The sequence below is a fragment of the Deltaproteobacteria bacterium genome (assembly GCA_015233135.1).
Classification (GTDB): Bacteria; UBA10199; UBA10199; order JADFYH01; family JADFYH01; genus JADFYH01.
On sequence record JADFYH010000034.1, the window covers coordinates 1 to 24,084 of the forward strand.

20 protein-coding genes, 1 tRNA gene and 1 other RNA gene are annotated in these 24,084 nt (G+C 44.5%); 8 read left to right on the plus strand and 14 right to left on the minus strand.

Features of this window, described 5'->3' with window-relative positions:
• Positions 1–222: 222 nt before the first annotated feature.
• Positions 223–2,223 (plus strand): hypothetical protein, encoded by a 2,001-nt coding sequence (locus tag HQM15_10220; GenBank protein ID MBF0493141.1) that lies wholly within the window; start codon positions 223–225, stop codon positions 2,221–2,223.
• A gap of 99 nt (positions 2,224–2,322) precedes the next feature.
• Complete coding sequence (locus HQM15_10225; GenBank protein ID MBF0493142.1) at positions 2,323–4,722, plus strand: cation-transporting P-type ATPase; 2,400 nt, start codon at positions 2,323–2,325, stop codon at positions 4,720–4,722.
• Here HQM15_10225 and rsmI read toward each other — a convergent pair.
• A complete protein-coding gene (gene rsmI / locus HQM15_10230; protein MBF0493143.1) occupies positions 4,666–5,364 on the minus strand; it encodes a 16S rRNA (cytidine(1402)-2'-O)-methyltransferase in 699 nt (232 codons plus the stop codon). The two genes, HQM15_10225 and rsmI, sit on opposite strands and share 57 nt — an antisense overlap.
• 118 nt (positions 5,365–5,482) lie before the next feature.
• Between rsmI and HQM15_10235 the strand changes: the two genes are divergently transcribed.
• Positions 5,483–6,679 carry a VWA domain-containing protein gene (locus HQM15_10235; GenBank protein MBF0493144.1) on the plus strand — a complete coding sequence of 399 codons (1,197 nt, stop codon included), beginning with the start codon at positions 5,483–5,485 and terminating at the stop codon, positions 6,677–6,679.
• Positions 6,680–6,743: 64 nt separating this feature from the next.
• Here the strand turns inward: HQM15_10235 and ligA are convergent, their stop codons facing one another.
• The 10 genes from ligA to rnr form a co-directional block, all read right to left on the minus strand.
• Complete coding sequence (gene ligA / locus HQM15_10240; GenBank protein ID MBF0493145.1) at positions 6,744–8,675, minus strand: NAD-dependent DNA ligase LigA; 1,932 nt, start codon at positions 8,673–8,675, stop codon at positions 6,744–6,746.
• Between the two features lie 5 nt (positions 8,676–8,680).
• A complete protein-coding gene (locus HQM15_10245) occupies positions 8,681–9,307 on the minus strand; it encodes a histidine phosphatase family protein (GenBank protein ID MBF0493146.1) in 627 nt (208 codons plus the stop codon).
• A gap of 29 nt (positions 9,308–9,336) precedes the next feature.
• On the minus strand, positions 9,337–10,542 hold the full coding sequence (locus tag HQM15_10250) for a tyrosine--tRNA ligase (GenBank protein ID MBF0493147.1): 1,206 nt from the start codon (positions 10,540–10,542) through the stop codon (positions 9,337–9,339).
• Positions 10,539–11,324: a YmdB family metallophosphoesterase gene (locus HQM15_10255; GenBank protein ID MBF0493148.1), complete on the minus strand. Its 786-nt coding sequence runs from the start codon at positions 11,322–11,324 to the stop codon at positions 10,539–10,541. The genes HQM15_10250 and HQM15_10255 overlap by 4 nt, the downstream gene beginning before the upstream one ends.
• A 111-nt stretch (positions 11,325–11,435) precedes the next feature.
• Positions 11,436–12,998: a ribonuclease Y gene (rny, locus tag HQM15_10260; GenBank protein MBF0493149.1), complete on the minus strand. Its 1,563-nt coding sequence runs from the start codon at positions 12,996–12,998 to the stop codon at positions 11,436–11,438.
• 91 nt (positions 12,999–13,089) lie between these two features.
• Complete coding sequence (locus tag HQM15_10265) at positions 13,090–13,617, minus strand: 5-formyltetrahydrofolate cyclo-ligase (protein MBF0493150.1); 528 nt, start codon at positions 13,615–13,617, stop codon at positions 13,090–13,092.
• 137 nt (positions 13,618–13,754) lie between these two features.
• A non-coding RNA gene (gene ssrS / locus HQM15_10270) (6S RNA) lies at positions 13,755–13,911 on the minus strand.
• Between the two features lie 34 nt (positions 13,912–13,945).
• Positions 13,946–14,224 (minus strand): cell division protein ZapA, encoded by a 279-nt coding sequence (locus HQM15_10275; GenBank protein MBF0493151.1) that lies wholly within the window; start codon positions 14,222–14,224, stop codon positions 13,946–13,948.
• An 82-nt stretch (positions 14,225–14,306) separates the two neighbouring features.
• Positions 14,307–15,806, minus strand: coding sequence for a glycosyltransferase (locus tag HQM15_10280; protein ID MBF0493152.1), 1,500 nt, complete (start codon positions 15,804–15,806; stop codon positions 14,307–14,309).
• A gap of 91 nt (positions 15,807–15,897) precedes the next feature.
• On the minus strand, positions 15,898–17,892 hold the full coding sequence (gene rnr, locus HQM15_10285; GenBank protein MBF0493153.1) for a ribonuclease R: 1,995 nt from the start codon (positions 17,890–17,892) through the stop codon (positions 15,898–15,900).
• Between the two features lie 80 nt (positions 17,893–17,972).
• Between rnr and HQM15_10290 the strand changes: the two genes are divergently transcribed.
• Together HQM15_10290 and HQM15_10295 are read left to right on the plus strand one after the other, a co-directional pair.
• Entirely contained in the window at positions 17,973–18,173 is a 201-nt protein-coding gene (locus tag HQM15_10290; GenBank protein MBF0493154.1) for a 50S ribosomal protein L32, read from the plus strand.
• A 142-nt stretch (positions 18,174–18,315) separates the two neighbouring features.
• Positions 18,316–18,399 (plus strand) — tRNA-Leu (locus HQM15_10295).
• An 18-nt stretch (positions 18,400–18,417) separates the two neighbouring features.
• Here the strand turns inward: HQM15_10295 and HQM15_10300 are convergent.
• On the minus strand, positions 18,418–19,668 hold the full coding sequence (locus HQM15_10300; protein MBF0493155.1) for a glucose-6-phosphate isomerase: 1,251 nt from the start codon (positions 19,666–19,668) through the stop codon (positions 18,418–18,420).
• A gap of 52 nt (positions 19,669–19,720) precedes the next feature.
• Between HQM15_10300 and HQM15_10305 the strand changes: the two genes are divergently transcribed.
• Genes HQM15_10305 through HQM15_10315 form a run of 3 tightly spaced genes read left to right on the plus strand, consistent with a single transcriptional unit; the run spans position 19,721 to position 21,596 of the window.
• Complete coding sequence (locus HQM15_10305; GenBank protein MBF0493156.1) at positions 19,721–20,179, plus strand: hypothetical protein; 459 nt, start codon at positions 19,721–19,723, stop codon at positions 20,177–20,179.
• Between the two features lie 8 nt (positions 20,180–20,187).
• Positions 20,188–20,454: a hypothetical protein gene (locus HQM15_10310; protein MBF0493157.1), complete on the plus strand. Its 267-nt coding sequence runs from the start codon at positions 20,188–20,190 to the stop codon at positions 20,452–20,454.
• The gene (locus HQM15_10315; GenBank protein ID MBF0493158.1) at positions 20,451–21,596 is read left to right on the plus strand and encodes an acetyl-CoA C-acyltransferase; all 1,146 of its coding nucleotides are present in this window, start codon (positions 20,451–20,453) and stop codon (positions 21,594–21,596) included. The genes HQM15_10310 and HQM15_10315 overlap by 4 nt, the downstream gene beginning before the upstream one ends.
• Positions 21,597–21,888: 292 nt before the next feature.
• Here the strand turns inward: HQM15_10315 and HQM15_10320 are convergent, their stop codons facing one another.
• Positions 21,889–22,956 (minus strand): hypothetical protein, encoded by a 1,068-nt coding sequence (locus HQM15_10320; protein MBF0493159.1) that lies wholly within the window; start codon positions 22,954–22,956, stop codon positions 21,889–21,891.
• A 139-nt stretch (positions 22,957–23,095) separates the two neighbouring features.
• The gene (locus HQM15_10325; GenBank protein MBF0493160.1) at positions 23,096–23,896 is read right to left on the minus strand and encodes a hypothetical protein; all 801 of its coding nucleotides are present in this window, start codon (positions 23,894–23,896) and stop codon (positions 23,096–23,098) included.
• Positions 23,897–24,084 lie beyond the last annotated feature (188 nt).

Genomic DNA, 24,084 nt, shown 5'->3' on the forward strand with positions numbered 1-24,084 from the left:
GAGGCTCCTTTCTTGTCCTTTTCAAACCAAGAAATCCTCGCCTTCTTTTTATCTCTAAGCAAAATTAAACTTTCCTTACTTTTTGCTCTTTTTTACCCCCAGTAATTAAATGCATCCTTTTTTAAAAAAATAAGAAACTTTTTCTTGGAATTGCCGAAGATGCTAAGGATAGAGCGAACTTTTGTATTGCCCATGAATCTTATTTTTTAAAGGAATTAAAAAATGCTTCCTATTATTTTAATCGGGGCAGGAATTTTATTATTGGCGGGTTGTCAAAGCCATTCTGAGGAGGCACCCATTCCTCATCCTCATGCGAACCCACCTCCTCCCCCGCAACCACATGCGCCTACTGTCTTTCAGAACTTACATTTACAAGCTTTCACACAGCTCTGCGATGGAGTTGTCTCTCGAACAACGTCCACAAGGGCAACAGCTACAGACACCCACTTTGCCCAAACCCTTTCTAATTTACAGAATCATTTTAGGAGAGCTTATCGTATCAACCCCACAACAGGGGATTTTACTATTCAGAATAGCAGTTCCACTCGGGCCTTTAAGAGTTTAATCATTCAAATGTCTACCGAAGCGATTCGAGACCCTCAAGCCGCTGCCGTCTATAATCGCCCTGAGTTTCTCTTCTTTCATTATCTGGCTAGCAACGATTTATTAGCTCCCGAAGATAGAGTCCTACTCTACCGCCTTCATCAAGGATCTCTCGCCCCCCTCCAAGCTCTTCGGCAAATAAATGAAAGGAGTCTTCAAGAGGCTCAACGTTATTCTGGAACAGGAGAAGCTCCTGCTATTTTTGAAAGAAGAAATCGTCTTTGCCTCATTTTAGAGAGAGTTTTAGGCCTAGAAGTATTTCGACGAGTTGCAGATCAGAGCGCTCGGGAAATAGTAGAAAATATAAGTACCTGGAGATTGAGTCCTAGCGAACAACAAGAATACAATCGTCTAAGAGAGATTCCTGACGCAGGGCAACTCTACCAAGAATTTAATCGAGTGTCTGGGAGTTTTTATAACCCGCGGCTGCTTGAGGGTGAAGCCAAAAAGGCTGCTTTCCAAAGAATGCTCTACATCCAGTTTTTATTGCCTGCCCATCATCTCGATACTGCGGAAAGTTTAATTGCTGATAACCTTTATAATGGAGCAAATTCTCAAGACCGACGCTTGCGTGATTTTTATAACTTAAAAGCCCGTTTTCAGGCTGTCTTGGAAAGCCCTGATGACATAGACGATGCTGTTCTTCATCACCAAGCAGTAGCACTTTTAGAAGAATTTTTTCGACAGTATCTCGCTTTGAGCCCTCAAGATAAAATTTCTCCTCAAACTCAAGAATTAAGAACATTGTTGATTCGAGAAGATATATTTGGAGTTTATAGTTCTGAACAAATACGAAACAGTTTCGATCGACTATGGAATCAATCTCATCAGGCACAAAATCTTCGCCAGGGTTCCCCAGTCCCTTGGGCATCCATCCAAAATACCCAAACAGCAACTGAGGTATTAGTAGAGGAATTACCGGAGGATTGGCGTCTCCTTGCAAGTCGCATCCGGGTGAGTATTCCCAATGGAGATGGAACAAGATGGGAAGGGAGTATCTGGAATTTTATTCAACAAAATATAAAAACTGTCCTCTTTGTAAGAAGGCCTCCTGCTTTCTTAGCTTCAGAAGGACCTTACGGAACGATAGATTTGCTCAGCAGGACTGCAATTATTCCACTAGAAGTTCCTACTGATTCTAGCAATCCTACGCTTTATTTCAGACATTCTTTTGAAGCATTGGGTGCTCTTGCTCATGAAAGTTTTCATAGTTTTTCCTATTATCATCTTAGAAATGGAGTCGATCGATATGCTCAAAATACTCTAGGAGATGAGCGTAATGCCGATACTCTTGAATTGGAAGTATTACTCGAAACCTTGCGGGCTGCTCGTAGAGAACAATGGAGCGTGACAGAACGACAAACTTCGCTATTGCGTCTGCGAAGTGTAAATTATCTGATGAGCATGGAGATGGCCAACCACTATTTGGGATATCCTGAGGAAGATAGAAGTGTCCGAGTAGATATTGCACCTCAAATTTCTGAGGGGTTTTTATCCGCCCGTCCTATTGATTTAACTGGAGATTTTTTAAGCCAGAGGCATTTAGAAAATCCGGATGCTCAAAGAGCTTACATCATGGGCCTTCAAAGACAAATCACGAGTTGGATTGATAATCCATAAAGACACGAACATTCCCCTCGCCGACGGCTGTCGTATCGTAATTTTATTCCCCCATAAAACCTTAGACAAATATCTTTGAATAAGGCATTTGCGATAGCAATGCCGCACTCCAACCTTGGACTCACCAGCCACGAAGCCCGCAAACGCCTTGAAGTACAGGGCCCCAATGAAGTAATTCCCAGTGATTTCGAATCTACTTTTTCACAACTCAAACATGCACTCTTCGACCCTATGGGCCTGATGTTGCTCGGCCTTTCTTTTCTTTATCTTCTAATAGGTGACCGCACCGATGCCATTGTTTTGTTTATCGCTTTCATTCCGGTGACTGCAGTCGATGTCGTATTGGAACTCAAGGCCAGCAAGGCCTTACGGGCCCTGAAAGCCACGCTCAATCCCAAGGCAAAAGTCTTAAGAGATTCTCAAATCACCGAAGTTCCGAGCCGCGAGCTTGTCGTGGGAGATGTCTTGGTCTTTGAAGAAGGGCAGACCCTGCCAGCCGATGGAAAAGTGCTTGAAGTCGCCACACTCACCCTCAGTGAAGCTGCGCTGACGGGAGAATCGATTCCCTTGGATAAATCCGAAGGCCACTTTTTTTACGCTGGAACTACCGTGCTGAGCGGAAGGGGTCTGGGTCTGGTGGAAGTAACTGGTAGAAAAACCCAATATGGAAAGATTGCACGACTGCTGGAAAAAACCGAAGCAGAAGTAAGCCCGCTGCGAAAAAAAGTGGATCGCTTGGTCAAAAAAGTACTCAGTCTCGCCCTGCTGTTAGCCGTCATTTTATTTGCCGTGGAACTTTTCAGACATCGGCCTTTTGTCGAAAGTCTGATAGTGGCCTTAACCTTTGGCATGGCGGCCGTGCCGGAAGAATTCCCTTTGGTCTTTACTCTCTACCTGAGCCTGGGCGCCTGGCGTTTGTCGAAGCATGGAGTTTTGGTAAAATCTCTCCCCAGTGTCGAAACCTTGGGAAGTGTGGATGTCATCTGCACCGATAAAACCGGAACCTTAACCGAGGGCCGATTTCAGCTGGAAGAGCTTCAAACACTCGAATCCTCTGCTTCGGATGAACTCTGGACCTCTGCCTTGATGGCCTGCGAAATCCATGTCGTTGATTCGATGGAACTCGCCATTGTGGCCAAGTCTTCCGTGACCGCTCAAAAAAATATTAAAAACTGGAAACTCATTCACGATTACCCTTTTGAACTCAGCGGTAAACACATGTCACACGTGTGGCACAATGCCGACACGGGCGAATGGCGCATGGCCATGAAAGGCGCTATGGAAGGGGTTTTGGAGCATTGCGATCTCAGTCCTGAGGAGTCCCAAAAAATTGAAAAAATGACCACGCCCCTTGCCCAATCGGGTAAAAGACTTCTGGGCCTCGCTACAAGAGGGGGATCTTTTAACGGCGATCGGATTCAAGACGAAAACAAATTAAAATTTATAGGAGTGCTGGTCTTCAACGATCCGGTTCGCCCTTCGATTAAGGCGGCAGTTCTGAAGTGCCAGGAAGCCGGCATTCAGGTGAAGATGCTCACCGGTGATCATCCACTCACCGCGCATGCCGTGGCGGATGAAGTGGGCATGCTTCATTCTCATGTTCATTTGTACACGGGAGATCAGCTTTCAAAGATGAGTGAAAGCGAAAGGTTTGCCGCTTATGAAAAGGGTGCCATTTTTTCGCGTGTGCTTCCCGAACAAAAACACGAAATGGTACAGGCCTTGAAAGCCTCTGGCAAAATTGTGGCCATGACCGGAGATGGAATCAACGATGCGCCGGCACTCAAACTTGCCGACATCGGCATCAGTATGGGACAAAATGCCACCGATGTGGCACGATCGTCGGCACAGATGGTTTTGCTGAAAAATGATTTTTCTGGAATCAGCGAAGCGGTTTTTGAAGGACGCCGCATTTTTTCAAATCTAAAAAGAAGCTTTTCCTATTTGGTAGCCTTTCATATCCCCATTATTCTTCTGGCACTCTGCCCGCCCTTGCTGGGTTGGGGTGATCTTTTGCTGCCTTTGCATATCGTGCTCTTGGAACTCATCGTGCATCCTGTGTCTGCCTTTACCTTCGAAAACATGAGTCCTGACCAGGCCGCCAGGAATGAAAAGCAAGGCCTGCTTTCCTCCGCTCAGATTGGCCGATCGGCCCTTGCCGGAATGCTGGTGAGTTTGGGGGCACTGCTGCTCTTTTATTTTCTGACAAAAACCCAGGGAATCGAGTTGGCACGAACGGCCGCTTTCACTTCAGTGCTCCTCGGAAATATCTTTTTTGTACTCAACGAATCCTGGCCACTTCTAACACGTCGCTTTTATATCACAATGGTCAGCATCGCTTTCCTTAGCCTTGCCTTTGTTTTTGTCCCTACCCTTGCGACAATGTTTCATTTTAAAATGCTGGGATTTCGGGAACTATTCCTATCCCTACTCGTGGCAAGCTTAGCCTTGCTGACACCTCTGGGAGGTCGAAACCAACACCACACACTCCCCTCTTAACCCTTCGCGGGGGATTTTTTCAGCCACTTCACTCAAGGTGCCCCGTATAAATTCCTCAAACTTTTTGGTAAGTTCTCGCCCTACTACCACTTGAGTTTCCGCAGAAAAATTTTCGCCAAGATCACGCAGACACCGGTGCATGCGATTTCCCGCTTCGTAAAAAACCAGAGTCGATTCCAAAACTTTTAAACTTTCAAAAAGTTTGCGACGCTTCCCCGGTTTTAATGGAAGAAATCCATGAAAGTAGAAAGGATGGGTCTCCAACCCCGATGCCGACAAGGCGGTGATTGCAGCGCAAGCTCCGGGGATAGGGACCACTTCATACCCCGCCTTAATCACTTCCTGAATCACCAACTGACCGGGATCTGAAATTCCAGGTGTTCCGGCATCGGTAATATAAGCGACACTCTTGCCTTCTTCCAACAAAGCCAAAATCTGCGGCACACGCCCCGCCTGATTTTGCTGGTAACAACTGAGGAGAGGTTTTGAAATTTGAAAATGCTGAAGCAGATGCTGACTGTGACGCGTATCTTCGCAGGCGATGAGATCCACTTCCTTCAAAATGCGCAAGGCGCGAAGCGTGATGTCTTCGAGATTTCCGATGGGGGTGGAAACAATATAGAAAGTAGAAGAGGCTCCCATGTTAGTTTTAGAGCGTTAAATATTTTTTCTGTCATTAGAAAACGACAGAGGGAAAATTAAAAAAGTATGGCTGCATTTAGGTTGAATAACTTATTGTTCTAATTGTAATACCCGAAAAATGCTCCTTCTTACCTTCTTTTACAGTTTAAGAACCTTGAAAATTCCAGTAGGCACCCAGGAATGGCTGTATCTGATGGATGCCCTCTCCGAAGACTTGGCGGGATCTTCTCTCGATAAATTTTATTACCTGGCCCGCTCTGTTTTGGTGAAGTCCGAGGCCTTGTACGATGCCTTTGATCAGGCCTTTCTGGCCTGTTTTCGTGATATCCCCGCCCAGGTGAATTTGCACGACGAGCTTTTGGAGTGGCTCAATAAAAGCCTGGATCCTGCCAGCCGGCCTCAGCTTCCCAAGATTGATCCCTTAACTTTAGAAGAACTTCGCCGTCGTTTGTTGGAACGTCTGAAAGAACAACACGAAGAACATCATGGAGGAAGCAAATGGATTGGTACCGGCGGGACCTCTCCCTTCGGGCATTCGGGGGCGCATCCTTCTGGAATCAGAATCGGTGGCCCTGGCGGGGGGAAGATGGCCGTAAAAGTGGCGGAGGAGCGACGTTTTCAAAATTACCGAAACGATCGTGTGCTGGACACGCGTCAATTAAAGGTGGCGTTGAAACGACTCCGAAAATTAAATCGGGAAGGTATTGCCGAAGAATTGAACATGGAGAAGAGCATTGAATCTACCTGTAAAAATGCGGGTGAAATTGATCTGGTGTTTGAAGCCCCTCGAAAAAATCAGACGGAACTTTTACTGCTGATGGATGTAGGCGGTAGCATGGATGTCTACGCTGAAATGGCCGAAGCCTTGTTTTCTGCCGCCCACGCCTCCAACCATTTTAAGGCCTTCCACCATTTTTATTTTCACAACTGCATTTATTCCAAACTCTATACCGACATGAGCCGCCGAAAAACCATCCTGGTGGATGAGGTTTTTAAAAAATTTCGAAAAAGTTTCCATGTGATTATTGTGGGTGATGCCTGCATGAATCCTTACGAACTGTTTGTACCAGGTGGAGTAATCGATTATTGGCAGAATGAACGCGAACCCGGCATGACCTGGCTGAAACGCATCAAAGACCACTATCCCGCCTCCACTTGGTTGAATCCAGAAACCGAAAGCTTTTGGAAATCACATCCCACTATTCACGCGATTTCCAACATATTCAAAATGTTCCCTTTAAGCGTAGAAGGCCTCACTCAGGCCATTGCCCTTTTGAAAAAAGGCCAACTGAATCCAATAAAACTGAGTGTATAATTAAAGTTGTCTACGGTTTTCTGGAAAAAGGGAACACTCCCAAACATTTATTTTTGAGCAAATCCTAACCCAGTTTCTCCAAGAGCTCCTCTTCCGAAATAATCTGTAACGAAGCCCCTTTTGCGATTAGAGTTTCCGCCTTGAGCCATTTGTTACCTTTCTCGCGATTGGCATAGCCTTCCGAGCCGATCACCAAATAAGTTAGATCTTTCGTTACACCCGAAGCAATTTCTCCGCCCAAGGCCTCCACTTTTTTTTCGGCTTCACTGCGATCCATAGAAGACATTTTACCGGTGAAGAGAAAGGTTTTCCCACTGAATTTTCCAGGACTAGGAACAGGCAGCATTTCAATCAACTGTACTCTTTCAATCAACCTCTCTATCAGTCCTCTCTTCCGACTTAATCCTTCTACCACTTCCCGCGCAATCACCGGACCGAAGGTATGGATGGCTTCGAGATCTTCTTCTTGAAGAGAAAGAATTTTTTTCAGACTGCCAAATTCTTTCGCTAGAATTTTCGCGCTGTGCTTGGCCAGTTCACGAATTCCAAGAGCTCGTATAAATTTTTCAAGAGTCAAATTTTTCTTAGCTTGAATATTGCCAATGAGTTTTTCAGCCAGGGTTTCGCCCATGCGTTCCAGGTCGAGTAAATCGGAAATTTTCAAATCGAAAAAATCCGAAGCATCCACCACCAAACCATTGTCGTAAAGTTTCTCTAAAAGTTTTTCACCAAAGCCGTCGCATTCGATCACTTTCATAAAATGTTCAAGCTCCAGCAGCTTGGCGCGTCGGCATCCGGTTTTGCTGCTGCAATACAGAAAATCATCCCTCAATTCCGTCGCGGCATGACAAGAAGGACAGTGGCTGGGAGGCACAATTTCAGGCCCTTCGCCCGCTTCAATCACATTTTCCAGATTGGGAATGACTCCCCCTCGACGCATCATCAATACCTTGGAGCCTACTCTTAAACCCAATTTTTGCATCAGACCCACGTTGTGCAAAGACACGTGTCGAACAGTGGCCCCAGAAAGCTGCACGGGCTCTACAATTCCCACGGGAGTAATCACCTGGGTGCGCGAGACGCTCCACTCTACTTCTTTCAAAGTCGTCACGCCCGAATCACCCTGAAACTTGTAGGCAATGGCATAGCGGGGATGATGCGCCGTAAAGCCCAAATGTTTTTGTTCTTCAGTACTGTTCGCTTTAAAGACCACTCCATCGGTTTCAAAATCTTCCTGCGCTCGCTTCGCTAAAAAATATTCATAGGCCTCGTGCATCGTCTTTCGATTCACCTTTTTACTTTCTACCGTCGGGATAGAAAATTTCTGCAAAAGTTTAAACTTTTCTTCTTCTGTTTTAAGAGGCAGGCCCAAAATATCATAACCAAAAAAGGAAAGTTGATACGCCTTGGTCTTTTTAGGATTTTTCTGTTTGATGGCGCCTGCCGCCAGGTTTCTGGGGTTGGCAAAGCCTTCTTTGTAGGCCTCAAAGATGGAAAGCCTCATGTAGATTTCACCTCGGATTTCAAGGGGCCCTGCTGAAATCTTCTGAGGAATATCCAAAATCATTCTCGCATTTTCCGTAATGTCTTCTCCCACAATGCCATCTCCACGAGTGGCCGCCAGGATAAGCCTGCCTTCTTCGTTATAACGAAGCTCGGTAGCGAGCCCATCGATTTTAGGCGTGGCCCAGATGTCTCCTTCGAATTTTTCAGCCCATTTCAGCAGTTCCTTTTCTTCGTAACATTTGTCGAGCGAAAGCATGGGGCTGCTATGGCTAATCGTTTTTTTTATGGGAGAGGAAGTGTCGGGATAAATTTCACTCAGTAAGGCTGAACTCGGACTTATTTTTTTTAAACGAAGCAGCAGCTGATCAAAATCGTAATCGGAAATTTCAGGCGCTGCCTTTTCAAAGTAGAGCTGGTTGTGGTGTCGAATCTGTTTTTCTAATTCTTCAAGCGAAAGGGCTTCGATTTCTGCTTTACTAATTTTTTTCATAGGATTCAAAACGAAGGCCTATTCAAAAACAAACGGGCAAAATTGGGATTGTGATTCACCGTAAGCACTCGTGCCTGTTTGGATTCGAAAGTCAGATAGGTCATGGAGGCATTGTCAATGCGCAATTGGCGAATCTTGGAAAGCGGCAAGTCCAAATAATGCAAGATCACGGTCTTGATCCAATCGGCATGGGAGACCAGCATAATGCGAGCATTATCCTCTTTTTGCCGCAGCTCCTCCACAAAGGCAATGGCCCTGTCTCTCACCTGCTGCAAAGATTCACCCTCTGCACAAACCGGCAAATGAGGGTTCGCATAAGGATCAATAAAATCAGTGGAGCTTCGAACCTCCTCAAAAGTTTTTCCCACCCAGATTCCATATTCAATCTCGCGTAGGGCTTCATGCAAACTCGGAGTGAGTCCCCGATCTTGATTTAAAATACCCGCACTTTCCTGGGCGCGTTGCAAGGGAGAAGAAAATAGTTGATCTAATTGTAGATCCTGAAGAGCCAGAGCTAAATCCTGCACCTGCGCCCTCCCCGTTTCATTCAAGCCGATAGGCTGTTTGCCCATCACGCGACGTTCTAAGTTCCAGTCGGTTTGACCATGACGAATCAGATAAAGTTCTAACATAAGCCTACCTGCGTAATTTTGTCTCAAGGTTAAACAGAAAAATGTATTTTTAAAAAGTGCCTCTTTCCTACTTTTAATAAAAATTCACCCGACCGGGTAAATTGATATTTGAGATCACTCACCTTCTCATTATTCAAGCTCACCGCATTTTGCCCAATAAGAGATCTCGCTTTACTATTACTCTCCGCCAATTTATTTTTCACCATGACTTCGGTCAAAAGTAGGGGTAAGCGCTGAGAGGAAATTTCTATTGTTGTTACATCCTCTGGCAGATCTTTTTTCTTGAACACCCGGTCAAATTCTTCCGCAGCATGTTCAGCATCTGGAGCAGAATGAAAACGAGCAACCATTTCTTTGGCCAAATTTACTTTGGCCTGTTTGGGATGAAAACTTCCTTCTCCAACTTGTTTTTTTAGAGAGTTTATTTCTTCTGAAGTGAGAGCACTAAGCAAGTCATAATATCTCCACATCAGGCTATCGTTAATACTTAATATTTTTCCAAACATCTCGGAGGGAGGTTCTATGATTCCTATACAATTCCCCTTCGATTTGCTCATTTTTTCGATGCCATCCAAACCTTCAAGAAGTGGTAAGGTTAAAACCGCCTGCTCTTTTTGCCCTACTTGCTTCTGAAGATGACGGCCCATCAGTAGATTAAATTTTTGATCCGTTCCACCCAACTCTACATCTGCTTTCATTTCAACCGAGTCCCAACCTTGTAACAAAGGATAAACCAATTCATGCAATGAAACTGGAGTACCGGCTTTGTGGCGTTTCTCAAAATCATCCCGTTCCTGAATACGAGCCGTAGTAATTCGAGCTTGCAGCTTAAGCAGTTGAACTGCAGACCACTTTCCAAACCAATCTGCATTGTAGAATAATCGTGTTTTGCCAGGATCCAAAATCTTAAACACTTGTTCCTGGTAGGTCTTCACATTTTCGGCAATCTGTTCTTCACTCAATGGGGGACGAGTTTCATTTCTGCCGGTGGGATCTCCAATTCCTGCTGTATAATTTCCGATCAAAAAACAAACTTCATGTTCCAGAGCCTGAAAGTCTTTTAATTTTTTGAGCAGAACAGTGTGCCCCAAATGCAAGTCAGGTGCAGTAGGATCAAAGCCCGCCTTGATTCTTAGAGGCCTTCTCTCTTCGAGCTTTTTTATTAATTCTTCTTCACTAATGAGCTCAACGATACCCCGCTTAATAACTTTTAGTTGTTCGGCTATGGATTTCATTTCATTCTCTCCTGAATCCTTTGGATAGAGGTCGCCTTTCCTGTATTTTCTTCTACCTCCAACAGTAGCGCACAAAAACGCACATCTTCCGAAGCGGGGATATACCTTTGCTTCATGCCGGTTCTAAACTTTTTAAGAACCCCTTCCACACTCATTCCAATCACCGATCGATAAGGCCCTGTCATGCCAACATCAGTAATATAGGCAGTTCCTCCAGGCAAGATTTCTTCATCGGCTGTTTGCACATGCATGTGAGTTCCAAGAACAGCGGCCACACGGCCCTCCAAATGCCAGCCCATGGCGCGACATTCGCTGCTGGCATCTGCATGCATATCTACGATGACAATATCAGCGTCGCCTTGCATTTCATGCTTCAACAAACGATCTACACATTCAAAAGGACAATTGGCCGGACTCATAAAAATTTGCCCAGCAAGATTGATCACCCCAATTTTTATTCCAGAATGAACTTCACAAATCACCCAACCTTTGCTGGGTGTAAGTAAATTATAATTTGCGGGATGAATAAATCGGGGTTCCTGACGAAAATAGGCTTCGGTCTCATCCTGGTCAAAAGCATGGTTACCGCTTGTAATGACATCCACACCACAATCAAAGAGTTCGTGGGCCTCCTTGATTTTAATCCCCTTGCCCTTGCTGACGTTTTCACCATTAGCGATCACAAAATCAACCTGCTGCTGCAAACGAAAAAGCGGAACTTTTTCAAGTACCGCTTTTTTGCCAACTTCACCAAAGATGTCACCTATAAATAGTATTTTCATTTTACTCCTCCTCTTAAGCTAAGAGGAGGTCGGGAGGAGTTATGTCAATTTGAATGCAATTGGCCACAACGCCCCCTAACCCCCTCTTAACTTAAGAGGGGGAAATAGGAATTACTTCGCGTAATCCACCACGCGCAGTTCACGCACCACAGTCACTTTAATCTGACCCGGATAAGTGAGGTTATCTTCAATTTTTCTGGCGATATCATGACAAAGCACATTGGCTTTATCGTCGCTAATTTTGTCGTTTTCAACCAGCACGCGGATTTCACGTCCAGCCTGAATGGCAAAGGCCTTATTGACACCAGGAAAAGAGGTTGCAATTTTTTCAAGTTCTTCCACTCGTTTTACATACGATTCCAACACTTCGCTTCGTGCGCCGGGACGAGCACCGGACAAGGCATCTGCCGCATCGACGATGTGAGCCAAGGCAGTTTCTTGGGGCACATCTTCATGATGGGCAGCGATGGCGTGAACCACACGGGGATCTTCACCATATTTCTTGGCAATGTCGGCACCAATAATTGCATGAGAACCTTCTACTTCATGGCTCACTGCCTTCCCAATATCATGCAGCAAACCAGCACGACGAGCCATTTTCTCGTTAATCCCCAATTCTGCAGCCATGATGCCAGCGAGAAAACCTACTTCAATGGAATGAGTGAGAACATTTTGCGCATAACTGGTTCTAAACTTAAGCATCCCTAATAAACGCACCAGCTCAGGATGCATGCCATGAATGCCTAGCTCAAAAACCGCGGCTTCACCGGTTTCTTTAATTTGGGTTTCCATCTCCCGATTCACTTTTTCAACCATTTCTTCGATGCGGGTAGGATGGATACGACCATCTTGCATGAGTTTTTCGAGTACGATGCGGGCGATTTCACGACGGACAGGGTTGTATGCCGAGAGCACTACTGCGTTGGGGGTGTCGTCGACAATGAGGTCCACACCCGTCAGCTGCTCGATGGTGCGAATATTTCGTCCCTCTCGGCCAATGATGCGACCCTTCATTTCATCACTGGTTAAATGAACGACGGTAATGGTGCGCTCGGTTACCCATTCACCCGCCAAGCGTTCAATGGCTTGAGACAAGATACGACGACTTCTCTTTTCGACCTCACTTTTACAGGCTTCTTCGTATTGTTTTACTTCTTTTGAAATTTGAAGTTTGGCTTGTTCCAGTAGCCCCTCGGTGAGTTTTTTCTTAGCCTCTTCCGAAGTCATTCCTGCCACTTTTTCCAAAGTAACTTTTTGTTCTTCTACAAGCTCTTGATATTTGCCTTCCAAGGTCTTTACTTGTTGTTCTCTACCCTCAAGTTCCCTAGATTTTCGAATCAGATCTTGATCTTTTCTTTCCAGATTATCCGACTTTTTATCGAGGATGTTTTCTTTGGCAAGAATACGCTTTTCAAGTTCTACTACTTCAGATTTTCTGTTTTTGATTTCTTCTTCAATTTTGCTCTTTGCTTGAAGTTTTTGATCCCGAATCTCTAGCTCAGCTTCTTTCTTGAGATTTTCTGTTCTTTTTTTCCCTTCCTCTAAAATATTTTGAACCTGGGCTTCGGCCGATTGAATTTTAGCCTCGGCTAATTTTTTTCTTACCAAAAAACCCAGTACCGAACCCACCAAAAGTGCTATCAGTCCAATTAATCCACCGATAATGGAACTCATTGTTCACTCCTTGCTTGTTGAAATATTGAATATATAAATGTCGCCCTTTGCACCTTCTAATCAGTCTATTAATTAAAAAGGAATATCCCTCTTAACTAATGCACTCATTTTCGCTAATAATGGAGTCCACATTTATATCCCAAGCCTCTCGAGGAACTTCAGAAACTATTTGTATAGAATACGCCAAAGACACCTTGTAACCTGTAAAATGTTCAAGGGTTCTATCGTAAAACCCCTTCCCTCTTCCCAAACGATATTTTTTTTCATCAAACGCCAATCCAGGAACCACAATCAAATCGAGTTCATGAGGCGTAGACAGTTTTGCTGAAGAGGCCTTGGGTTCTTTTACTCCCCAACGAGTTTTGCTTAAGTCTTTCAAAGACCCTACCCAATAAAAATCAAGTTTTCCTGAATCCAAACACACCTTTGGAAAGGCTATCTTTTTACCAAGCAAAATACATCTCTCAAAAATAACTGAAGTGGATACTTCTTCTGGGAGGGGAAAATAAAGGGCAAGATGCTTAGAGCTTCTGAAAAAATCCGAATTCAAAAAAGCATTCTGAATTTTTAAATCAAAATCGTATCGTCTTTCAGGATCCAGTTTGCGGACTGACGCCAAAATCTCCTGCCTTATCTGCCGCTTTTTTTCAAGTAAACCAGACACTCAATTGGAAGCAATAAACCGGAACTATGCTTGAGATACGATCATAAAAAAAACCTAAAGTCCCTAATCTTTCACTTTTTCCCAGAAAAAATAATTTCCCCACCTTTGCCGTGTGGCTCGACAGGATTGAACCCTATAAATAGGGAGGAACCATATTACCATGGCACGCCATGATAAGGGACAGCTCCCAAAGTTTTGATTGTAGGTTCAAAACTTAATACAAACCATGCACCAACAAGGCAGGGAAAGCCTTTGTTTATGTAAAGAAAACACTGAACTTCGTTTAACTAATTCGAGCTTCAATCAACGTCATCATGTCTTTGATTTTCTTTTCTACTTCTGCAGTCTTATTCTTTTTATTCTCTTTCAGCTTAAACAGATCATCCGCCACATTCAGCGCTACCAACATCGCAACTCGAAGACTAGAAACGCTCTGCGTATTCGACATAATGTCGTGCATTTTTTTACCGACATAGTCTGCTACTTTTTGCACATAGCGTTCATCTGCATCCGACTTAATAACAAATTTTTGATTTAGTATCGAAACTTCGTAGGACCTCATGTTTTGTCCTTGAGCTAAGGTTGAATTCTGTCCCCGTAAGTTTGTCAGTAGCTTTTTTTTTTTGCAAGACTAAAAAAAGCTACTAATTCATTTGTTCGTTTGGAGAGAATGAAAGTAAGGCCTTAGACTGCAATAAGCCCATAAAACTAATATAAAAATACCCAATTTGAAAAAGCACCATGAAAGGGATAGAAATATACACCCCCTGTTCAATCACATAACTCAAGGCGATTGAAAAATAGATTCCCAAAAACAATTCGACAAAAGTGACCCAGTTGAACTGGTTAGTATATTTCTTGGTTTTCCAATCGTCCGTGTTTTTTTCAATGGCGTACTTGGGCGTACGCTTGAATTCTGTATTGTAGCTAAACAAGGCCTCGAGCACTGCCTTTGCATTATTCACCGACAGACCAATTCCCAAGGCCAAATTGAAAGGGATATAGCGCAAGCGTGCCTTCCAATCGGGATAAGCCTCTCTTTGGGCGCAGGTGTAAAAGAATGTGACAGAAAAAGTGGCAGAACAAAATAGAGGCAAATCAATATAAAAAGAATGCATCCACCCCAGTTGATAGCGAAAATAAATAGAAAAAGGCATCAACAAGGAAAGAATAACCATCAAAAGATAAGCAAAATTATTGGTGAGATGAAACAAGGCCTCCACTTTAGCCTTGTATGGGATTTTAGCCTTGATAATGGTGGGCACTAACTTTAATGCGGTTTGGATAGAACCTTTAGACCAGCGGTGTTGCTGCGCTTTAAAGGCATTTACCTCTACAGGGAGTTCCGCGGGAGTAATCACTTCAGGCAAAAATACAAACTGCCAACCTTTCATTTGAGCTCGATAAGAAAGATCCAAATCTTCCGTTAGGGTATCATGCTGCCATCCTCCAGCATCTTCAATACACTTCACCCTCCAAATTCCCGCGGTGCCATTAAAATTAAAATAGCGGCCCGAGCGATGACGAGCCGTGTGTTCAATCACGAAGTGCCCGTCTAAAAAGATAGATTGGGCCTTGGTCAGCAAGGAGTATTCACGATTGATATGACCCCAACGCGCCTGAACCATTCCAATATTTGGATCCTCCATAAAATGAGGAACCAATTTTTTGAGGAAATCGGATTCAGGAACAAAATCAGCGTCAAAAATGGCAACGAGTTCTCCCTTGGCAATTTTCAAACCTTCTTGCAAAGCCCCTGCTTTATAGCCTTCGCGGTTATCCCGATGCAGAAGAGTAATGGGATACCCTTGTTTGGCATAGCTGTTTACGATGCGTTGGGCCGTACGGGTGGTCTCATCAGTAGAATCATCCAACACCTGGATCTCGAAGCGATCCCGGGGATAATCCAGAGAGCAAGCCGCCTTGATCAAACGAGGCAAGACATATTTCTCGTTGTAGATGGGAAGCTGAAGTGTGAGGAAAGGCACTTCTTTCAGATCTTCAAAAGACTTTGGATGAGTGGCTCTGAAGTCTTTGTAGCGATAATACAAATAAACCAGATAGTAGCGATGTATCCCAAAAACTGCCAATATCGCTAGAATGAAAAAGTAGATGAAAGTGAAGGCAATAAAAAACGGTTCCATAGCTTGTAGCCCCTTATTTTTTAGGGGGCCGGTATAAATAAGCTAGAAGGTTGTGTCAAGAATAAAGCCTTGAAAAGGCTGAAAAAAATAATTATTTGGGGACCCAGTCAAAGTCGATACGCCGACGCTGTATGTCGGCTTTTACCAGACAGACTTTTAGGGCATCCCCAATTTTGAATTTCTGTTTCGTATTTTTTCCCAAAAGTTCATGTCTTTTTTCATCAAAATCATAAGAATCTTTTGGGAGCGATTGGAGGGGAAGTAAGCCTTCCACAAAGAAATCCTGGAGTTCTACAAAGACCCCAAAACGGGTCACACTAGAGATAACCCCATTAAATTCTTGACCTATTTTGTCTTGCATGAAAAGCGCCACATAGAAATCGCGGATTTCCCATTCGGCCTTCATCGATTTGCGCTCTTGTTTTGAACAATGCTCTGCCATTTCCTGCAATTCTTGAGGAGTCAAAGGACTACTCCCTGCTTTTTTCTTCTTTTTCTTGGCTACGAGACAGGCCTCTAGTAAGCGATGTGCGAGTAAATCCGGATAACGACGGATAGGCGAAGTGAAATGAGAGTAACTTTTTGAAGCAAGTCCAAAATGCCCCACATTACCCGAGGAATAAACCGCCTGCTTGAGTGAACGTAGTAAAATAGTGTTCACCAACTTTTCAAAAGTTTCTCCTTTTACTTTCTTTAAAACATCTGAGAGATCCTTTGGATGTACTGGATCACTTAAACTCATACTTAAACCAAGATTATGAGCCAATAGGACAAAGTCTTCTATTTTTTGAGGGTCTGGTGTCTCATGAATGCGATAAATCATGGGCAGGTTTTGAGCTTCCATAAACTCCCCCACCGCTTCATTGGCCGCAATCATGAACTCTTCAATCAGCATGTGAGCTTCGTTGCGATTGGCTCTCAGTATGGAAGCCACTAATCCTTCTTCTATATTCAAAACAATTTCGGGTTCAGGAAGGTCAAAATCAATACTTCCCCGACTCAGGCGCTTTACACGCAAGCTCTTGAAAAGCTCAAGGGCATTTCCCAACATAGGCAACAAAAACTGATGCTCGGCACGAAGCACTTCATCTTTTTGAATCATCATCTTAAACACTTTGTTATAGGTGAGCCGTGCTGCAGAGCGGATGATGGCCTTATAAAACTTACTTTTTTTACGGGCTCCCTGGGCATCAAATTCCATTTCAGCCACAAAGGAAAGCCTCTTTTGCCCGGGAACCAAACTGCACAAATGATTCGATAAGGCCTCTGGTAACATGGGGATACAGCGATAGGGAAAGTACACAGAAGTAGCCCGAAGATAGGCCTCCTGATCCAAATAAGTGCCTGGTTTTACGTAGAAAGAAACATCCGCAATCGCCACCCACAACTTAAAACCCGAGCCTTTCTTTTCTACATAAATTCCATCATCGAAATCGCGCGCATTCTCGCCATCGATGGTCACTAAGGGTAATGCGGTTAAGTCTTCTCGAAGGGTCGACTCCTCTTCAATTTGCCCCTCATTGAAACGGGTCACTTCCTGTAAAACTTCTGGTGGAAACACATTGCGGATTTGTCTTTGGGTAATAATGACTTCTTCCTCGGTGGTGATATTTCCTCGTTCTCCCAGGATTTGAAGCACCTGACCTTCTGCCAATTTTCCTTCTTGGGGATACTTTAAGATTTCAACCACCACCAAGTTTCCAGAAACCGCATTGAGCCGCCTTTCAGCGCCCACATAAATTTTAAACTGTTTTTTCCCTTCTTCGACCCAGACATAAGAAAATTTTTCATTTTGACGGTACTCCCCCACCAATTTCGATTTTGATCGCTTCAGAACTTCCACAATTTTGCCTTCGGCGCGACGCCCTTTTTGCTTAATTACCACCACGGAGACCTGGTCTCCATCCATTGCCCCTCCCAAATGCGGTGGAGCGATAAAAATATCAGAACCTGGAGTGTTTTCTAAAATAACAAAACCATAGCCTTGACTAGTGAGATCTAAAATTCCGGTAAGATTTGCACCTTGAGGTGAAGCTTGATTAATATTTTCTTGAGGATTTGTTTTTCTTTGCTTGATTTTTGACATAGTATTCTAGTTTAAGGGTTGAAATTTGTTATCCTCTAAATAGACTATTAAAACAAACTAATTTTTTAGGAGAAGAGTGCATGGCTCCTCGAAGACGTGGCGATGATGACGGCTTAAATGAGAACCCTTTTGAAGAATATTGCCCTAGCTGCGGGCAATATCTCGCCGGAGAAAGTATTTGCCTAAACTGTGGGGCCCAAGCGTATAACGAGAGTGGAGTGGAAGAAATAGACGAAGAGGATATGGATGTGGATGCTGGCGATTTTGAGGATGAGATTTAGAAATTTTAATTTGGTAAAACTTTCAGAAAAGCTTCAGCTGCAAGGCGCTCGACGAACGACGACTGAGGCGTACTGATGGTACGTTGAAAGAGGAGTAAGGAGAGCAACGCCGCAGATGAACTTTTATGAAAGTTTTATTAGAGCGAGAGTGGCGGAACTGGCAGACGCACCAGATTCAGGTTCTGGCGCCCGCAAGGGTATAGGGGTTCGATTCCCCTCTCTCGCATTATGCCCTAAAAAAAGCCTATTGAGATAAAATTTCCCTGGTGATTTTCTTTCCCGCCTCTACACCAGGTTGATCAAAGGCATTCACCTGAAACAGTTCCCCGGCAAAGGCGGTGCTCATCTCTAACAAGAAAAAAAGCCCCCCCAAATAAGAGGCGTTTTGTTCAGGCAACATAATCTTCAACGAAGGCCTCTCTGCTTCCGCCAAGGCTTGTTGGGTAGCCTGTAGCTCGACATTCATCACTTTTGCAAAGCTATGCTGGGTCAAATACTGAAAGCGATCTGGAATAATTTCTGAATTTTCAATTTTGATTTCCTGTTTAAATTTTTCTACTTCCAGAAAGACAAGCAATTTATCTTGAGGCCCTTCCATATAGAGTTGCAGCTGCGAATGTTGATCTTTGGGGCCAGATGCCGCAACCGGAGTAGAACCTGACATTTTTTTTCCGATACTTTCTCCCCACAATTGCGCAAACCACCCCGCTATAGAAAACAGGCTTTCTGCATAGGGCATCAGCACGACAATGTTTCTTTTTTGGAGGTGGTAAAAAAGATAAAGCAGACTGGCTAATCGGTAAGCTGGATTTTTTTCCAGGTTGCAAAGAGAGCAAGCCTGGCGCATCTGCTGAGCACCCTTGAGTAATTCTTCGAGTGGGATTCCTGCAAAATACGCAGGCACCAAGCCCACCGAAGAAAGCACGGAAAATCTCCCTCCGACATTCGGTGGAACTTCAAAAGAGAGTAATGCTTGCTCATTCGCAAACTGACGTAAGAAACCCTTTTCAGGATCCGTAATAATCAGAAAATGCTTTTTCCACGTCGCTCCCAATTTCTTTTTTAACAAAGGATACAAGACAAAAAGTTGGGAGAGGGTTTCAGTGGTTTCACCCGATTTACTAATAAAGGTAAAAAGGCTTGTTTTGAGGTTAATCGTTTCAAGAAGTTGAGTGAAGGCAAATGGATCTAAAAAATCGACCACAAGCACGCGGCGTTGATAGATACCGCAAAGGGCCTCGATTAAAGCTTTAGGCCCCAGTGCAGAGCCTCCAATTCCCAGAACAATCATCGTTTCAAAATGATCACGAATAAAATTCAACTTGGACGGCAGCAGCTCCAGAAAAGAAGACTGATCGGGCAAATCATAAAAACCCAAAGTTTTATCTTTAAATTTCTGATGGAGCTTTTCGTGATAAGACGCTAGATTTTTCTGTATGAGATTGAAATCAAAAATACCCGAAAAAGAATCGTTCAATTGGACATTTTTTTTCATAAACACATTTCCACTTTTTCTGCTCTTCTATTTTTATTTTACGACCACTCTCTTGGCCTGGAACGAAGACTATGCCAAGGCAGACTTTCCCGGTGAAAAAAGAGTGTGTCTTCGCAAAAGCAGTGACCCCGAAAAAGGGGCTCAAATTTATATTCGCTCGGTCGATAGCGACGAAGGCTGTGACACAGAAGAAGAAAATTATCAGTTTATCAAAGGGAACAAACCAGAAAATTCACTAGCATTCCTCCCCTTTGCGGACAAAAGTTTTTTAAAAAATTCTTCCCCTGATAATTTTCGAAACAACAATGCCGGATTCAAGATGCTTTACAAATTTACCTGCCTGGGCAAACAAAATTTTGAAATTTTAGAGGCCAAGTCCAGCCGATTTGTGTTTCGAGGGGAGCTTTTCTTTTCCAACGAGAAACAAGTCTGTTCCACTGCGTATGATACGGCGCTAAAAGCCTGCAAGGAACAGCTGGGCGGCGCGGAGGTGTTGGAAAAATGTTATTGAAACCTCACTTGCGATACACTCTTTTCCTTTTCACTCTTCTACTACTGACTCCCCCCTCCTTCGCCCAAGAAAGCACCATCAACAAAGTCGTCTGCGTCGAAAAAAATATCCTTCTGCAGGGACACTTCACCGTCAAGATCAGACCCAAAAAAGAAAATTGTGAAAAATATGAAGAGGAAATGAACTACGAACGAAAAAAAGATGGAACTATTTTGCTATTTCCATTATCGCCCACCTCAGAAGAAAAACTCAAAGAAAAGGAGCCCATTTTATGACCGACGCCTTAATCATCGATGCCGTTCGTAGCCCTCGGGGCAAACGCAATGGTTCACTCTCCCTCGTTCACCCTATTGATCTTGCCACCGTCCCGCTCACCGCCCTGGTGGAACGAAATAAATTTAATCCCAAAGAAGTGAGCGATGTCCTCTACGGTTGTGTTTCACAACGTGCCGAACAAGATAACGTGATCGCCCGCGAAGCCGTGCTGGCCGCAGGTTGGCCTTTAGAGGTGGCAGGCGTCAGCCTCAATCGCTTTTGTGGATCGGGCCTAACCGCGGTTAATTTTGCAGCTCAAGCCGTGATGGCGGGGCAAGAAGATCTCATCATCGGCGGCGGCGTGGAGCACATGAGTCGAGTGCCCATGAATATTGACTTTAAGATGGAGGGATCTCTACTCGATCAACGCTTCCCCCATTTAGTCTCTCAAGGAATTTCCGCCGAAATGGTGGCTGAAAAATATGGCTATTCCCGAAGTCGATTGGACGAATTCGCTGCCCGCTCGCAAAGTCTTGCAGCAAAAGCCTGGGAAGAAGGTCGCTTTAAAAAAAGCATCGTTCCCGTCAAAGCTAAGAATCAGGAAGGCAAAGAATTTCTCTTTGAAAAAGATGAACACTTTCGCCCCGGAACCACAGCGGAAAGTTTGGCCAAACTCAAAACCGTATTTAAAGCCGATGGCGTCATTCACGCCGGAAACTCCAGCGGCATCGTGGATGGAGCCGCCGCGGTCTTGATCGCCTCCCCCAACAAGGCCAAAGAACTGGGGCTCAAGCCCCGCGCAAAAATCATTGCCACCTCCATTGTGGGCTCCGATCCTATTATTATGTTGCTTGGACCCGGTCCTGCTATTCACAAGGCCCTCAAAAAAGCGAACTTGAAGGTTCAAGATATCGATTTGTGGGAAATCAACGAGGCCTTCGCCCCCGTGCCCTTAGCCGTCGCGCAGGATCTGGAAATTGATTTGAATAAAATCAATGTCAACGGCGGAGCCATAGCCCTTGGCCATCCGCTGGGAGCCACCGGTGCAATTCTTTTAGGAACCGCCTTGGATGAATTGGAACGCCAAAACAAACGCTATGCCTGCATTACGTTGTGCATTGGCTTTGGAATGGGTGTGGCGACGATTATTGAGAGAGTATAAGACCTCAAATTTAGGAGAGGGATCACTTCAGCATTTCCCCTCTCCCTTGGAGGGGAGAGGGAAGGGTGAGGGTGATATTGGTGGAATCAAATTGAATCAAAAAGAGGGAGGGGATTTTCTAGAGCAAGAATTTAGTATAAAAGAATTCCGCAACATAGTTGCGGAATTTTGACAATAATCCGCAGGACCGTTGCGGAAAAATTTACAAAAAAAAATGGGGAGTATTGAGATACTCCCCTTTCCTCTTTTCCTCGAAAAATTGTGGGATGGATTATAAGAGTCACAAACTAATTCATATATTAGAAAGACTCGTATACCTTGCCCCAAGAGCAGCAAGCTCAGCTCTTACTTGGCCTACCGTACTTTGCTGACCACCGGTTAAAGTAACAGGGGAATCGTTGTTTAAATGATTAGCTGCACAGAAACGTTCGAACTCAGGCCTTGCTCTCTCCACATAAGTTTGAGCTTGCCCCACAAAATAGGTTCTTTCACTGCTCGCTCGGGCTCCTCCTGCACTTCGTAAATTTTGATTCAGCATATCCATATCATTCAATACCCCCACTGGAACACTGGGTGGAGGGGGAGGCGCAGAAACACTAGGTCGAGCAGCAACGGGTTGTGGAGCTACTGACGCAGATTGTGGTGGTTGAGGATGTACAAAGGATTGGGCAAGGTCACGCGCTGGATTATGGCGAATGGCACCATCCATTAAAGCATCTAGCAAACCTGTTGTTCGCACAGCAACAGGCCGTGGTGGTGTGGGGCTAGCTGACGGAGCAGGAGATCCGGTCCCTGCGGCCGCCACTAAATTGTTTGAAGGCAATCTTGCCAGCTCACCCTCCAAAGTTCTTAATCGTTGTTGAATTTGTGTAACCGTCACTCCTCCAGGATGAAGCTGTGTTGCAATCCTGTAATTGCCTTGCACTCCCTGTCTATCCGAAGGATGAGTAGCCTCATCGAGCAAGCCTCTTGCAGTTTGAAGAGCCGTACGAACTTCGGCACGGGCAACAGTCATATCCACATGAGAATCAGTGCGAGCGACCTGTAGTTCTTGCTGCGCAGTATTTAAAAGATTACAGGCCCGAGATAATTGAGCATCTACCTCACGCGGACTTGGATTTATTCCCACTACTGTTCCTGAAGGGGGTAAAGCTCCAGACTCTCTCAGGCGGGCAGCTGCTGTAGCAGGGAGGTCGGGTTGTTGAGGAGGAGTCCCTGCGTCAGCAGGTAATGATCCCAAATCATCAGGTAGTCCCAAAGCATCAGGACCTTCAACAAACTCACTGGTATATTCATAGTCATTCACTGGAGGGGGATTTGCTGAACCATTTATTCGTTGTTGTAATCGTAATCGAAACATTTCAAGCTCCTTTCTTTAAAAAAAACACACTTTTTAGTATCGCACAAGTTTGGCACTGAGTTGTGAAAAAAAAGAAATTCTGGATAAAAAAATTGTTTTTTCTGCGCTGGATGTAGAGGATGTTAAAAGCTGTCTAAAGCTATTGCTGCTCCAGATTACGCCGAATGTGGGGATTGAGAGGATCCAAGTCCAAGGCAATGCGAAAAAGTTGCAGGGCTTCTCCCCGACGAGACTGATTGACTAGGTCAATCGCCTCATTGTTATAATGCCAGGCCAAAACTTCTCGGGGGCTTATAGTGGTAATCGCTTCTGAAAAAGTAGCGTGATGCAAAGCGACACCATAAAAGAGAGGGTCAAAAACGTAACGCTCTCCGCTGGAAAATTGAACGGAGAGATATAAATGTTCAATCACTTCTCCGCTTATGTTTTGAGAACGCCAGGCAAATTGTGGGTTGTAGCCCGCAGCCGTTAATAGCGCGGCGTACACATACGCAATACCGGTGCATTTGGCATGATGATCGCGCAAGGCCTGAATGGCCGTTCTTTCGGGAGAGGCTTCACGAGAAGACACTTGATCTAACTGAAGATGCCAGCCCTCCTCACGAAGTGGAAATTCAAAAATAAACTGGAGAATTTGCTGCTGAGAAGCCGGCGAGTTTGCCCGCCTATATGAATTGAGCGCCAGAGCAAATTGTTGGAGATGAGCTGGATCCAGACGCCAGGGGATCTCTATGGGGCTACGAAAAATCCCCCGAAATAAATTTTGAAAAGAAGGAGCTGCATTCAAAGTCAAAAATTGAAACTGTGCGCAGCGGCCCAGTTGCTGGCTTGTGGCAGTGCTCTGCGGTGGCGAACTTAGAGCAGAAGCAGGATAGCGAATGGAAGCACAATGTGTAGAAGGTGCTGCGCCATAAATTTGTAACAGGGAGATGAAATTCATTTTTCCTCTTTTGCGAGCTTATCGGCGTCTTCTTCTAAAAGTTGTGCGATATTTTCAATCCGGATGCATTTAATTACTGGGGGTAAAAAAGAGCAAAAAGTAAGAAAAGTTTAATTTTGCTTAGAGATAAAAAGAAGGCGAGGATTTCTTGGTTTGAAAAGGACAAGAAAGGAGCCTCGCCTATGATC